The following is a 13,804-nucleotide window of genomic DNA, read 5'->3' as shown; positions in this document are numbered from 1 at the left end:
AGGAAAAGATTTTGGATTTCGGAATAAACAAAAATTTGAATAAGCAGTCTGTTACAGGCTTAATCGAGCGAATGATCGGAGAGGAGCTTGCGAGTAAGGTAATCGTTGAACAGATTAAAGCGGAGAGCGGTTATGACGTGTTTGAAATCGAGAGCCGCCCCGATCACCTCATCATCAGAGGATCATCCGGCGTGGCGGCGTCATCTGGATTTTACTGGTATTTGAAGCATGTTTGCAAATCCCATCTCTCTTGGTGCGGTAGTCGTGTTCATGTTCCCTATCCGTTTCCCCAAGTATCGATCCCGGTTAGGAAAGTAACCTCTTATAAGTTCAGATACTACTTGAACTACTGCACGCACTCCTATTCCATGGCTTTCTGGGACTGGGACCGCTGGCAGGAGGAAATCGACTGGATGGCCTTAAACGGCATTAACTTGGTGTTAAGCCTAGTAGGTCAAGAAGAAGTATGGAGGCGAACGTTATTAAAGCTTGGTTATACGGAAGCCGAGTGTAAAGCATTTCTATGCGGACCTGCATATTTCGCCTGGCAATGGATGCAGAACATGACCGGTTGGGGCGGCCCTCTCCCCGATTGGTGGTTTACGGACCGTGCGCAGCTTGCACGTAAAATACATGAACGCATGTTATCCCTCGACATTATGCCTGTTCTGCAAGGCTACAGCGGGATGGTCCCGAACGATTTCCAACAGAAGTTTCCCGAATCCGAGCCTGTTGCTCAGGGAAAATGGTGCGAATTCGAAAGGCCATCATTACTGCTGCCTAGCGACCCTAAGTATCGTAAGGTTGCTTCTACTTTCTATTCCGAGCAGACAAGCCTGTTTGGAAATGACATTCATTACTACAGTACGGATCCTTTTCACGAAGGAGGAAGAACGGAAGGGATTGACTTGACGGCATACGCCCAAGATGTACAAGCGATCATGCGGGAATATGACGACAAAGCGGTCTGGGTACTTCAGGCATGGCAAGATAATCCGCATAGCGAAGTGCTTGCCGGACTAGACAAAGACCATGCCCTCGTTCTTGACTTATGGTGCGAATCGCAGCCGGCATGGGTTCAGCGAAATGCATTTGACGGCACGCCATGGGTATGGTGCATGATACAGAATTATGGCGGCAAGAATGGCTTGTTCGGTAACCTGCGGCTGCTCATGCAAGAACCGGTGAACACGGTCGGGCAACCCCGGTCAGGCCGCATGTCAGGCATCGGGCTGGCGATGGAAGGGATTGAGACGAATCCGGTCGTATACGACCTGATGACGGATATGATCTGGCGAACGGAATCGCCGGTATTGACCGAGTGGTTGGAGGGCTATATCGAACGACGCTACGGTAAAGCTGTGCCGCAGGCGTTACAGGCCTGGCTCTTGCTTGCGGATAGTGTCTATAACTGCACAACCGTTCAACAAGGGGCGGTAGAGTCCATTATTTGCGCTAGGCCTCATCTGGATATTTCTAATGTATCTACGTGGGGGCCGACTCAATCCTATTACGATCAAACGAAAATTCAAGCGGCAGCGCGGCTATTGCTAGAATGCTTCGATGAGCTGAAGGATTCGGAAGGCTACCTCTATGATCTAGTCGATATCACACGTCAGGGACTGGCTGATCTTGCACGGGACTATTACAATGCTTTCGTTGCCGCTTACCGTAGTGGGGAGAAAGAAGCATACGAGATGTGGTCGAATCGGTTTTTGAGCCTTGTGAAGTCTCAGGATCAGCTGCTCGGTACCCGTAAAGAATTTCTGTTAGGCCGTTGGATTGAGCAGGCAAGGTCTCTTGGCAGAACAACGGAAGAAAAGGAACGGTTTCAATTTAATGCGGTCACGCTAGTCACGTTATGGGGACCGGAAAAATCCGCTCAAAGCTTGCACGATTATTCTCACAGGGAATGGTCGGGGCTTATATCCGGATTCTATTATCGTAGATGGCAGAAGTATATTGCGTTGTTAGAACAGTCACTAGATTATCATATAGATCCGGATCCGGTTGATTGGTATCAATGGGAGCTCGAATGGACACAAAACCCTGGCACCTATTCGACTGAACCAAGCGGGAATATTAAACAAATCGCATCGGAGATTCTCGAAGAGTATTTTGGTTAGAACAAGGTCATCTTTGGCTTTGCGAAACGGATTTGGAAGCATTATGCGAGCTATGAGCTAATCGCTCGTGGCAGATTAACATCGTCAATGAAATGGAGGTCACAGCTTGAAGCCAGCTCCTGAAAAACCAAATGTAATTGTTTTCTTCACGGACCAGCAGCGCTGGGACACGACAGGTGTTCATGGAAATCCCTTACGATTGACTCCGAATTTTGATCGAATGGCCATTCATGGCACACATATTGATTATGGTTTCACCTGCCAGCCGGTATGCGGTCCTGCTAGATCCTGCTTACAAACGGGTGAATATGCGACACAAACAGGGTGCTTTACGAACGGGATTCCACTGCCAGAGGACAAGAAAACATTAGCCCATTACTTTCGTGAAGCTAATTACCATACTGCATATATTGGCAAGTGGCATTTGGCTAACACAGGAACGATGCCGGTTCCAGTAGAGAAACGCGGAGGTTATGAGTATTGGCTGGCCGCAGATACACTAGAATTTACATCGGATGCCTATGATACCGTCCTGTTCAATAATGATAATGAACAGGTTAAGCTGCCAGGCTATCGGGTCGATGCTTTAACCGATGCGGCCATTCGTTATATTGACGAACAGAAGCAACAAGAGCATCCTTTTTTCTTATTCCTATCTTATTTGGAGCCGCATCATCAGAATCAACGAGATGATTATCCCGCTCCGGATGCCTATTCGGATGCTTATCATTCCAGGTGGGTTCCACCAGATCTCGCTGCTCTTGGTGGAACGGCTCACCAGCATCTAGGCGGCTACTACGGTATGGTGAAACGTTTGGATGAAGCCTTGGGCCGAGTTCAAGATGCCTTGAAGAGCTTGGATATGACTAAGGACACAATTATATTGTTCCTGTCTGATCACGGCTGCCACTTCAAGACGAGGAACGCGGAGTACAAGAGATCGTGTCATGAGAGCTCTATACGAATTCCAATGGCCATAACAGGACCAGGTTTTACCGCCGGGGGGCGTTTAGAGCAGCTAATCAGCTTAGTGGACATGCCGCCGACCTTGCTGGATGCGGCTGGCATTCAATTGCCTGAATCCATGCAAGGACGTTCGATTCTGCCGCTAGTGAAGCGTACTTCAGCAGAATGGCCTGAAGAAGTGTTCGTACAGATTAGCGAAAGCGAAGTTGGGCGTGCGATCCGTACGAAACGATGGAAGTACAGTGTGGTGGCAAAGGATAGAAATCCGACACAAGATTCCTTCTCCGCCGAATACGAAGAGCAATTCCTCTATGATTTGCAGGCCGACCCATACGAGCTTAACAATCTGGTCGGTTGGGAATCTCACCGCGAAGTATCCGACGAGCTTCGCAGTCGGTTAATTCGTAGAATGATCGCAGCAGGCGAGATAGAACCGGTAATCAAGCCGGCGACTTCACAATCTACTTGAATGCGCAAGGTGTCGGAGGCAGAGCTGTACCAGTAATGAATAGTAGAAGAACCCAGACTCTGGGTTCTTCTTATGTTAAATCGACTTTCTCATCTTGAGCTAGACTGGAGGAAGATTCAAGTGAATACAACATGGAAATTGCTGTCTTCGATTTTTGTTACATTTCTGAAGATAGGGCCGATTACATTCGGTGGAGGGTACGCTTTGATCCCGGTTATCGAAAGGGAAGTCGTCGATAGAAGAGGCTGGCTTCGAACACAGGAAATCGCCGATGTATTCGCGGTAGCCGGATCGGTGCCAGGAGCGGTAGCCGTCAATTCGGCAACGTATATCGGCTACAGAATCGCCGGAATCCGCGGGGCGACAGCCGCGCTGCTCGGCATCTTACTCCCAACATGCTGCCTTATGATCGGCTTATCGATCTTTTATGTCCAGATGAAAGACAATCCGAAGATCGAAGCCGCATTCTTGTCAATCCGAGTAACGGTCGTAGCCTTGATCGCGTTCGCTGCCTTTAAGATCGGGCGCACTGCCGTCATTGACTCCACCACAGGGTCGCTCGCAGTGATCGCCTCCCTGTTGTTATTCTTTGGCAATGTTCATCCTGTCTATGTCATCGCCTTCGGAGCCGCAGCCGGTATCGCCGTCGTGAAGATCCGTGTCTTGTTAGGTAAGGATTTCAAGCTGAAAGAGGAAAAAGAAGTCGTTTACGACTACATGATATAATTTGAACATCTAATGGAGAATGGACATGCACATCTATCTATTTCTTACTTTCTTTCTCGTCGGACTCGTCTCGTTCGGTGGCGGGTATGCCATGATCCCCATGATCCAGGAAGAGGTTGTAAACCGGCATCAGTGGATGAACGCCAGTCAGCTTGCCGATATCGTCGCAGTCGCGGGTATGTCTCCCGGGCCTATCGCCACCAATATTGCTGTGGCTGTCGGGTACCGGGAGGCCGGCTTGCTTGGGGCTTCCATCGCCTCTCTGGCGATTGTCCTGCCTTCGCTCCTCTTGATTCTGGCGGTCGGGAAACTCTTCCTCCGCCTTCAAGAGAATTGGCTGGTGAAGTCGTCATTCTACGGTCTCCGGCCGATCATTGCTGGTATGATCGTGTACGCGGCGATCACATTTGCGCAGCAAGCCGGAATGATTGCACAGCTTTCTTGGTTTACTTGGAGCCAGATCCTCATCTTCATAGGTTCCTTGTTCGCTTTAATTTATTTTCGCAAGCATCCGTTCTCCGTCATCATACTATCCGGACTTGTCGGCATTGCGCTGTATGGATAGCCGGTCGCCTAATAATCATAGATCACGAAAGGAGTTTTTGAACTTGGATCAACAAACAAGCCCTTGCTGCGCTGCTCGAAGAACCGCCGATCAACTGGAACACCAGCCGATATCCTTCGCATCTCCTACCTTTAAGGAGGGGCGAAGCACGAAGCCGGAACTACAGGAAAATATGGTCTTCATCCCTGGTGGATCATTTATTATGGGTTCAGATTTGAAGGAGGGGTTCCCCGCAGATGGGGAAGGCCCGCCTCGCTTGGTGCATGTCGACGCTTTTTCCATCTCCGCCTACGCAGTTACGAATGCCCAGTTCCAAGCTTTCGTAGCCGACACGGGATACGTGACCGAAGCGGAACGCTTCAACTGGTCCTTTGTGTTCCATCTGTTCGTCTCGGAAGCCGTCAAGCTTCAGGTGAAAAGCGTACCGCAAGCTACTCCTTGGTGGTACGTCTTGAACGGCGCATATTGGGCAAAGCCAGAAGGGCCTGACTCCGATATCAATGACCGGATGGACCATCCGGTCATCCACGTGTCGTGGAATGACGCGGACGCTTACTGCCGGTGGTCCGGCCAGAGGCTGCCGACCGAAGCGGAATGGGAGTACTCCGCCAGAGGCGGTCTCAAGCTGAAGACCTACCCTTGGGGAGACCTGCTTAAGCCGGATGGAAAGCACCGCTGTAACATCTGGCAGGGCAAATTCCCCATTAAGAACAGCGCGGGTGACGGATACGAAGGAACGGCTCCTGTATATACTTACGAACCGAACGGCTACGGCTTGTACAACATGTCAGGCAACGTGTGGGAATGGTGCGCCGACTGGTTTACGCCTTCTTATCATGTCGAGACTTCACCAATGAATCCAAGGTTCGATCGTCCCACAGGCAGAAGATCTATGCGCGGCGGTTCCTATCTGTGTCACCGCTCATATTGCAACCGTTACCGAGTGGCAGCGAGAAGCTCAAATACACCGGACAGTTCTACCGGCAACTGCGGATTCCGGGTCGTACAATCTCATTAACCACTGAGGTATTTTTCGCCGTAATAATCGTTAAGCTGAACCCTACCACAAGTGACGGCGAAAAATTTAGTAAGGGCATATTGGACGCCGTTTTGCTAGCGGTCTTGATTGGACTTCAGATATAATATAGAAAAGATTTAACAGTCAAATCCGAGGTGCCGATCCATGATTCTGAGTACCAAACTTCATATCCCGCAAACGCGGCGCGATGACCTTGTTGAGCGAGCGGCGATCACCGAACTATTAAATAAAGGATTAAAGAGCAAATTTACATCCGTAACGGCTCCTGGGGGGTACGGCAAAACAACAGCTTTGAGTCAGTGGCTGCAGCAGACCGCCATACCTACCGTATGGATCTCCTTGGGGTCACAAGATAATGATCTGATTGAGTTCTGGAGTTATACGATCGCTGCAGTTAATAGTAAGAACCCCCACTTTGCAGAAGTGGTCACCCCGTATTTGTCGTCCTTAAAGTCGGGAGCGTTCGAGGCGTTCATCTCGGCCATGCTTCGCGAGCTTGACGGCTACTCTGATGAATTGGTCATAATCTGGGACGATTATCACGCAATTAATCTTGCCTCCATTCATGCATCGGTGTCTTATTTTCTTGCGTATTTGCCCGCTCACATCCACCTCTATGTAACAAGCCGGGCTGAAATGCCCTTTCCTACGGCAAGGCTGCAGACGACTGGCCAAATGGTAAAAATCACGATTCAGGAACTGAGATTTCAACTTGCGGAGGGAATTCGTTACTTTCAGGATTGCATGGGATTGTCGCTGTCGGGAGAAAAGATAGCGGTGCTCGTCGACCGCACGGAGGGATGGGTTAGCGGACTGTATCTTGCGGCCATTTCGCTGCAAAGAAGCGGCAATTATTCGGATTTTATCCGCGCCTTTAGCGGGGAACAACGCAACATATCCGACTATCTGTTTCAGGAGGTTTTTAGTCTCCAGCCGAGCGAGATTCAGTCCTTTCTATTGGAAACTTCGATTGTAGACAGGATAAACGGCTCATTGTGCGAGACGATTACCGGACAAGCGAATTGTCAAGAACTGCTGGAAATGCTGGAACAGCATAATTTGTTCATTGTTTCATTGGATGATCGACGAGAATGGTATCGCTATCATCACTTGTTTTCCGAGTTTTTACGGAGGCTTTTCCGGCAAAGGTATGCGGGTCAATCGAAGGAGTTGCATGTCAAGGCAGCCCTTTGGCTGGAGGAGCACAGATTTTTGGAAGAAGCGGTCGAGCAATTGCTGATGGACGGGCTTCAACTCGAAGCAAGCGCTTTGATCGAGAAGCATCTGCCCAACCTTCATGCGAAAAGGGGCGTGCTTCATCGATGGTTGCGCGATCTGCCGGAGTCCTGTTTTGCCGGAAAGCCGAGAATTCAGTTTCTGTATGTTAAAGTGATGGTAGAAACCAATGAATTGGAGCTGGCGCAAGCAAGGCTTAGTCTAATGGAGGACAAGCTGTCGGATCCGGAATGGAAACCTTATGCGGGAAACGTTCATTTTTTGTCCGCGGCCGTTTCTTTTTACCGAAGAGACTTTCGACGATCGGATGAATATTTCGAGATTTTCGACCGGGATACGCCGGAGGGCAACTACGTCCAGATGATCGAAGCGAACTCGTACTCGATGTATTTCGATACGTTGTTGAGCTTTTTCAGTGATTTGCATGATGCGGAGAGATTCTTCTATAAGTGGATCAAAATATGGGAAGATAGAGACAATTACCCCTATGCCGGTTTTTTCTACAATACCTACAGTTTGCTGTTATACGAATGGAACCGTTTGGAGGAGGCCGAAGCTTATGCGGAGAGGGTACTGAGGTCAACTTGCATGCAGCCTTATGCTCTTATCCTGTTAAGCGCTACCGTCAATGCTGCGCGGATCTGTCAGGCCAAGGGCGATTCGGCCAAAGCGTTTGATTTGCTTGAGGAGGTTAAACCTAAGATCCATTCCGTGGACAGAAGTATGTTTATGCGGAGGATAGAGGCGGAGAAGGCCTATTTGTTGCTTGCGAACGGTTCTTTCGATGAGGGTTGGCTGCAAAAATGCGGCATTAAGCATACCGATACGATCCCGCTCGGCCCAATCAAAGAATATCTTATTTTGGCAAGTGCGCTTATGGAGCGCGGGGAAGTCGATGAAGCTTTGCAGCTGCTGGAACAACTGTACCTGCTTGCCGATCAGGCCGATCGGACCTGGGATAAGGTTAAGGTGGTCATCCTGCAAAGCATTGCTTTCTATCGAAAAGGGGATAAGACGAACGCTGTAATGAAGCTGGAAGCGGCACTCCGATTGGCGGAACCGGGGAAATACATCCGCAGTTTCGTGGATGAAGGGGCGAACATGGCCGAGCTGCTGCGTGAATATCTCCGGGAAAGACAGATCAACGCTAACCGTAAGTCCGCGAGCGTACTCTACGCCAGGGAACTGCTTCTGCTGATATCGGATCATACGAATGGGACCGCAAGCGCGGCAGCCCCGATTACGAAACAGGAATTAAAAATATTACGGATGATCAACATGGGTCTGTCGAATAAACAGATCGCCGAACAACTCCAAGTCACGGCCGAAACGGTCAAGAGCCATCTGAAAAGCATGTATAGGAAACTTCATGTGAACAGCAGAGAACAGGCGCTGGAGCAAGGAAAAGAATTAAAATGGTTGTGAGAGCTATTTATCGCAATGGAGGAAAATCATCATTGTACAATAAGGATTGGTATGATGTATATCCCCCAATATATTACCGTCCCTCCCCCTTTGATGGGGGATTTTTTTTGCGTTGTAATCGTCTTATATTAAGACGAAAGTGGCAATGTTCGACAGGAATGGCGGGGGAGAAATACTTTGATTTGTCGTCTGTAGTAATCTTGTGTCGCAGCATCGCCAGTTGCAATTATTATGACAAATTAAGAGGTGTATACGAATTTATGAAACGATCTACATCAAGACTCAAGATGTGGTCTTCCCGATCAGGGAAGATCGTTCTGGCATGCTTACTCGCGTTGATGCTCATCCCATTCATGGGTGCAGGAAAGGCAGTCTATGCGACCTCTTCAACTTGGCCAGCGGTGGGACAAACCGTACAACCGACAAACGTGCAAACCTTGCTCAAAGCGAGTGGCACGTTGTATGCGGGGACAGGGAACGGAAGCGACGACGTATGGTCGAACCGCGACGGCACTTGGACGCAGATGATCGGCTCGCCGGCCAGAGTGCGAAGCTTGCTCGTTGATGCGGACGGCACGCTGTATGCTGGGGCTTGGGGTGACGGCAACAACGTATCAACGTACACGGCTAGTGGTGGATGGACGCAGATGATTGGCTCGCCGAGCGACGTGTATTCCTTGATCATCGATGGAAACGGCGCGATTTATGCAGGGACTGGAAGCAACGGGGTATGGGTGTATACGGCTGTCGGCGGTTGGACGAAGATGATGGGTTCGCCGGGCGATGCACAAGCCTTGACGTATATAAATGGCACGCTATATGCAGGGACTCTAAGCAGCGGCGTATGGTCGAACAGTAACGGTAGCTGGACGCAGATAAGCAATGGCGTTAACAATCCCAAATATGTAGCTTCGTTGGTTAATGTAAACGGCATGCTGTATGCGGCGGGGACTCCAAACGGAGACAACCGCAGCGTTTGGACGTACAATAACAGCAATAGTACATGGACGCCAATAACCGGTGCGCCGGCCAGAGTGAAAACCTTGCGCTTCGTGAACGGCACGCTGTATGCGGGGACTGCCTCCGGTTCCGGTTTCGACGACGTATGGACGTACACGACTTTCGGAGGTTGGGCGAAGATGAACGGCGCACCGGGTAGTGTATATGCCTTGCTCGATGACAACGGGACGTTGTATGCAGGGACGCAGACCGGACGCAACGACGTATGGACGAACAGTAACGGCACGTGGACACAGATGGGCGTTTTTCCAGGCGATACCAACACCTTGTTCAGTGTCAATGGCACACTGTATGCAGGGCTAAATAAAGACACTAATGCCGTTTGGGCGTATACGACTAGAGGCGGATGGACGCAGATGAGCGGCTCGCCGGGCTATGTGTATGCCTTGATCGATGTGAACGGCACGCTGTACGCGGGGACTAGTAATGACGACGATGACAATGACGTATGGACTTATGACACGACCGCGACTACACCCGAATGGACGCAGATGACGACCAGCAATGCGCCAAGTAACGTATATTCCTTGCTCAATGTCGATGGTACGCTGTATGCGGGGACGAATAACGGCAGCAATGATATTTGGACATATGATACTACCGCGACTTCGCCCGAATGGACGCAGATGACGGCAAGCCATATGCCGGGTTACGTGAATACGTTGCTTAATGTGAACGGCACGATCTATGCGGGGAATGCTACCCCCGATGAAAATGACGTATGGACTTACGATACTTCCGCGACTACGCCCGAATGGACGCAAATGACGGCCAGCCATGCGCCGAGTACCGTGACTTCCTTGCTCGAGGTCAATGGCACGCTTTATGCGGGGACTTTTAACGGCGGCAATGACGTATGGACCTACGACACTAGCGCGACTACACCCGAATGGACGCAAATGACGACCAGCAATGCGCCGAATGATGTGAATGCTTTGCTTATCGTCAATGGTAAGCTATACGCGGGGACTGATAACGGCAGCAACGACGTATGGTCGTACAGCAATGGCACATGGGAACAAGTAAGCGGATCGCCGAGCCAACTACATGCGCTGCTGGAAATCGGTGGAACGCTATACGCAGCGGGAGTGAACGGTGTCGTACAGTTAACCGCTCCCGGAACGCCTGCGAATCTGCAGGCTGGCAGCACCACGTTCGATTCGACTACGCTGTCATGGGATGCCGTAACCGGAGCGACCGGCTATTATCTCTACGAGAATGGGGGTAACACGGCGATTGCCAATGTGACCGGCACTACCCATACGGTGAGCGGACTGACACCGAACACCTCCTATACGTTTACGGTGAGCGCGTTCAATGCGGCCGGCGAATCGGCGAAGAGCGGGATGACCCCTGTTCACACGCTGAGCATGGTGATACCGACATATTCGGTAACGTATAACGGCAACGGTGCTACATCTGGCACCGCGCCGACCTACAGTGGCTCATATGCGCAAGGTGATAGAGTTACGGTTTACGGGAATACCGGGTATCTGGTGAAGACGGGCTACACGTTCGACGGCTGGAATACAGCGTCGGGCGGTAGCGGAATGAGCTATGCAACAGAGGAGACTTTCACTATGGGGGCGTCCAACGTGACGCTATACGCAATGTGGACGATCAACACGTATACGGTTAGCTTTAATAGTAACGGCGGTTCGGCGAAGAGCGACCAGCCAGTAGACTATAACAGTACGGCCACAAAACCGACGGATCCGACGAGAAGCGGGTACACGTTCGGCGGGTGGTACAGCGACAGCGGGCTGGAGACACCGTTCGATTTCACCAACACTCCGATTACGGCAAGTAAGACCTTGTACGCAAAATGGACGGCCAATACTCATACGGTTACCTTCAATAGCAATGGTGGTTCGGCGGTGGGCAGCCAAACTGTGAACGATAACAGTAAGGCGACAAAACCGACGGATCCGACAAGAAGCGGGTACACGTTCGGCGGGTGGTACAGTGACAGCGGGCTGGAGACACCGTTCGATTTCACCAGCACTCCGATCACGGTAAATATGACCTTGCACGCAAAATGGACGGCCAACAACACAGACGGCCCTTCTAGCAATGGCGGCATCCCACCAGTAACGTCCTCAAACCATACAGTGATCTCTACAGACGGTACGCTAACGCTTCCGATTGGTAGAGCCGGCGAGGTCAGCCTGGGCGATGATGTCAAAATTATGATTTCTGCCGGTGCGTCAGACAAAGAATTGAAAATAACGATAGAAAAAGTGGCAGACACGCAAAGGCTGCTTACAAGTAAGGATGTTCCGGTCAGTCCGGTTTTCGAAATTCTAAAAAACTTTCCAGAAAACTTCAACAAGGAGATCACTCTGACCTTTACCTTCGATCCGAATAAATTAAAGGGCAATCAAAAACCTTCCGTATTTTACTACGACGAAATAAAGAAGGTATGGGTGGAAGTCGGCGGCGAGGTAAAAGGAAATACCATCACCATAAAAGTGAACCACTTTACGAAGTATGCGGTACTCGCAGCAGGCCAAGGAGAAGATCCAGCGACAGTCACGCCGGTCAACTTCAGCGATATTTCCGGACACTGGGCCGAGGCGAGCATCAAGCAAGCGGTAAGCTTCGGAATCGTCAGCGGTTATCCAGACGGTACGTTCAATCCGAACCGTACCGTAACGCGTGCGGAATTTGCGGTTATGCTGATGAATACGCTCAAGCCGCAAGGGGATGGAGCCGAACTGACGTTTACTGATAAAGGAAAGATCGCAACATGGGCGCAGAAATCGGTTGCGAAAGCGGTACAAGCGGGTATCCTTACGGGTTATAAAGATGGCACATTCCGACCGGATGCCGAAATTACGCGTCTGGAAATGGCAGTGATGATCGCAAAAGCGCTGGGGCAGTCAGTTGAAGCTGCAACGGCAACAGGCTTCGCGGACGACAAAGACATTCCGGACTGGGCGAAAGGTGCAGTTGTGGCCATGAGAAAGCAGAGTATTATTAAAGGCAAAGGCGCAAATACATTTGCTCCGGGCGATAAAGCGACAAGAGCAGAGTCAGTAACCGTGCTGTTGAAAATGTTGGCGCAAACAGGCGAATAAAGGAAAATTAAGCAGAGTTTTAAGGCAACGGAGACATCGCCATTAAGTCAAGGTGAACAGTATGCACAAAGGATAAAATCGAGGGTTCAGTTTTGTTGGACCTCGATTTTATCCTTTATTTTTATCCTTTGTTTTTATCCTTCAACATTTTTTCCATGGCTTGTATGACTGTAGTATTCGGTTCTGTATACTCATATGCATACGCTTCAGGATAGTTCGTCTTGTACACTACGCGGTTTAACATGCGAGGTACCATATCTTGATAATATGAAGTTGCATGACAATGGCTCAATATATCCGCCGCTTGATCTCCAGGAATGATTTGAGCAGCATGGCCTAACACGGATTTAATCTGCTCGTCTGTAAATTGTTCTTTAATCAAATTTAAGAGAGTAGAGTATGTTGATTTAAAAGCTGAGGCGAAATGACGCTTTCCATTTGCTGCAGTTGATCTCATCAACGCAATATTCATTGCCGCTGCGTCGCGCACATCAACCCCATATAGCTGCGAATCTGCCATAGCCCTATCGCCGCGAAGCATGGCATATATCATATCATTGTGCCAAGGCACAAAGCTTGGTCCCATAACATGCGTAGGGTGGATCGTTGTCATGATTATGTTTGATGCATTTTCAGGGGATTGGATAAACGACCAGGCTGCTTTTTCTTCCATCGTTTTTGAAACCATATTGTGGTCGAACAAGCCTTCCCTATCTTCATTAGTCCAGTCATCCTCGGTAAAAGTCGTTTTTGATGGATCTTCATTGCCGTAAGCAATGGTTGACTCTGCCGTGGTATGTACGATCTTTTTGACACTACCCGAATCAACAGCCATTTGTAAGAGCATGCGAATACCTTTTTGCTTTGTTCGGCCTCTATCTTTAAACGTTTTGTCGTTTGGGCTGGAGGCACTCCCCTGATTAAAAATCCACTTTGCTTCACTTAAAACATCATGCCAATTTTCTGGTTCACCTAGGTTTGCTTTGTAAAAATTCACATTTGGCAATAACGTTTGAAGCTGTTGTGCTTTTGCTTCATTTCGGTATGTTCCGATAATATGGTTATAACCCATATCTGTTAACCGTTTAGCAATCCATGCGCCGATGTAACCAGTTACCCCAATAATGACAATCTTATCGTTTTGTTCCATTT

8 protein-coding genes are annotated in these 13,804 nt (G+C 49.6%); 7 read left to right on the top strand and 1 reads right to left on the bottom strand.

Annotation, left to right across the window (positions count from 1 at the left end; translation table 11 throughout):
• Positions 1-11 precede the first annotated feature (11 nt).
• From KCTCHS21_RS30235 to KCTCHS21_RS30205, 7 genes are all read left to right on the top strand, one after another.
• Positions 12-2,126, top strand: a complete 2,115-nt coding sequence (locus KCTCHS21_RS30235) for an alpha-N-acetylglucosaminidase (RefSeq protein ID WP_130616190.1) — start codon at positions 12-14, stop codon at positions 2,124-2,126.
• Between the two features lie 106 nt (positions 2,127-2,232).
• Complete coding sequence (locus tag KCTCHS21_RS30230) at positions 2,233-3,561, top strand: sulfatase family protein (RefSeq protein WP_130616189.1); 1,329 nt, start codon at positions 2,233-2,235, stop codon at positions 3,559-3,561.
• Between the two features lie 120 nt (positions 3,562-3,681).
• Positions 3,682-4,287, top strand: a complete 606-nt coding sequence (locus tag KCTCHS21_RS30225) for a chromate transporter (protein ID WP_232058008.1) — start codon at positions 3,682-3,684, stop codon at positions 4,285-4,287.
• A 25-nt stretch (positions 4,288-4,312) separates the two neighbouring features.
• Complete coding sequence (locus tag KCTCHS21_RS30220) at positions 4,313-4,852, top strand: chromate transporter (protein WP_130616187.1); 540 nt, start codon at positions 4,313-4,315, stop codon at positions 4,850-4,852.
• Positions 4,853-4,895: 43 nt separating this feature from the next.
• Entirely contained in the window at positions 4,896-5,870 is a 975-nt protein-coding gene (locus KCTCHS21_RS30215; protein WP_331871578.1) for a formylglycine-generating enzyme family protein, read from the top strand.
• 165 nt (positions 5,871-6,035) lie between these two features.
• Positions 6,036-8,552: a winged helix-turn-helix domain-containing protein gene (locus tag KCTCHS21_RS30210; protein WP_130616185.1), complete on the top strand. Its 2,517-nt coding sequence runs from the start codon at positions 6,036-6,038 to the stop codon at positions 8,550-8,552.
• A 260-nt stretch (positions 8,553-8,812) separates the two neighbouring features.
• Positions 8,813-12,652, top strand: a complete 3,840-nt coding sequence (locus KCTCHS21_RS30205) for an InlB B-repeat-containing protein (RefSeq protein WP_162309412.1) — start codon at positions 8,813-8,815, stop codon at positions 12,650-12,652.
• 121 nt (positions 12,653-12,773) lie between these two features.
• Here KCTCHS21_RS30205 and KCTCHS21_RS30200 read toward each other — a convergent pair whose 3' ends face one another.
• Positions 12,774-13,802, bottom strand: a complete 1,029-nt coding sequence (locus KCTCHS21_RS30200; RefSeq protein WP_130616183.1) for an NAD-dependent epimerase/dehydratase family protein — start codon at positions 13,800-13,802, stop codon at positions 12,774-12,776.
• Between the last annotated feature and the right edge of the window lie 2 nt (positions 13,803-13,804).

The organism is Cohnella abietis, from assembly GCF_004295585.1.
In the GTDB taxonomy this organism is placed as follows: domain Bacteria; phylum Bacillota; class Bacilli; order Paenibacillales; family Paenibacillaceae; genus Cohnella; species Cohnella abietis.
This window is presented reverse-complemented; position numbering and strand designations above follow the sequence as displayed.

Coding starts and splice junctions, on each gene's coding strand:
- KCTCHS21_RS30200 (WP_130616183.1), bottom strand. CDS start 13,802: ATGGAACAAAACGATAAGATTGTCATTATTGGGGTAACTGGTTACATC.
- KCTCHS21_RS30220 (WP_130616187.1), top strand. CDS start 4,313: ATGCACATCTATCTATTTCTTACTTTCTTTCTCGTCGGACTCGTCTCG.
- KCTCHS21_RS30205 (WP_162309412.1), top strand. CDS start 8,813: ATGAAACGATCTACATCAAGACTCAAGATGTGGTCTTCCCGATCAGGG.
- KCTCHS21_RS30210 (WP_130616185.1), top strand. CDS start 6,036: ATGATTCTGAGTACCAAACTTCATATCCCGCAAACGCGGCGCGATGAC.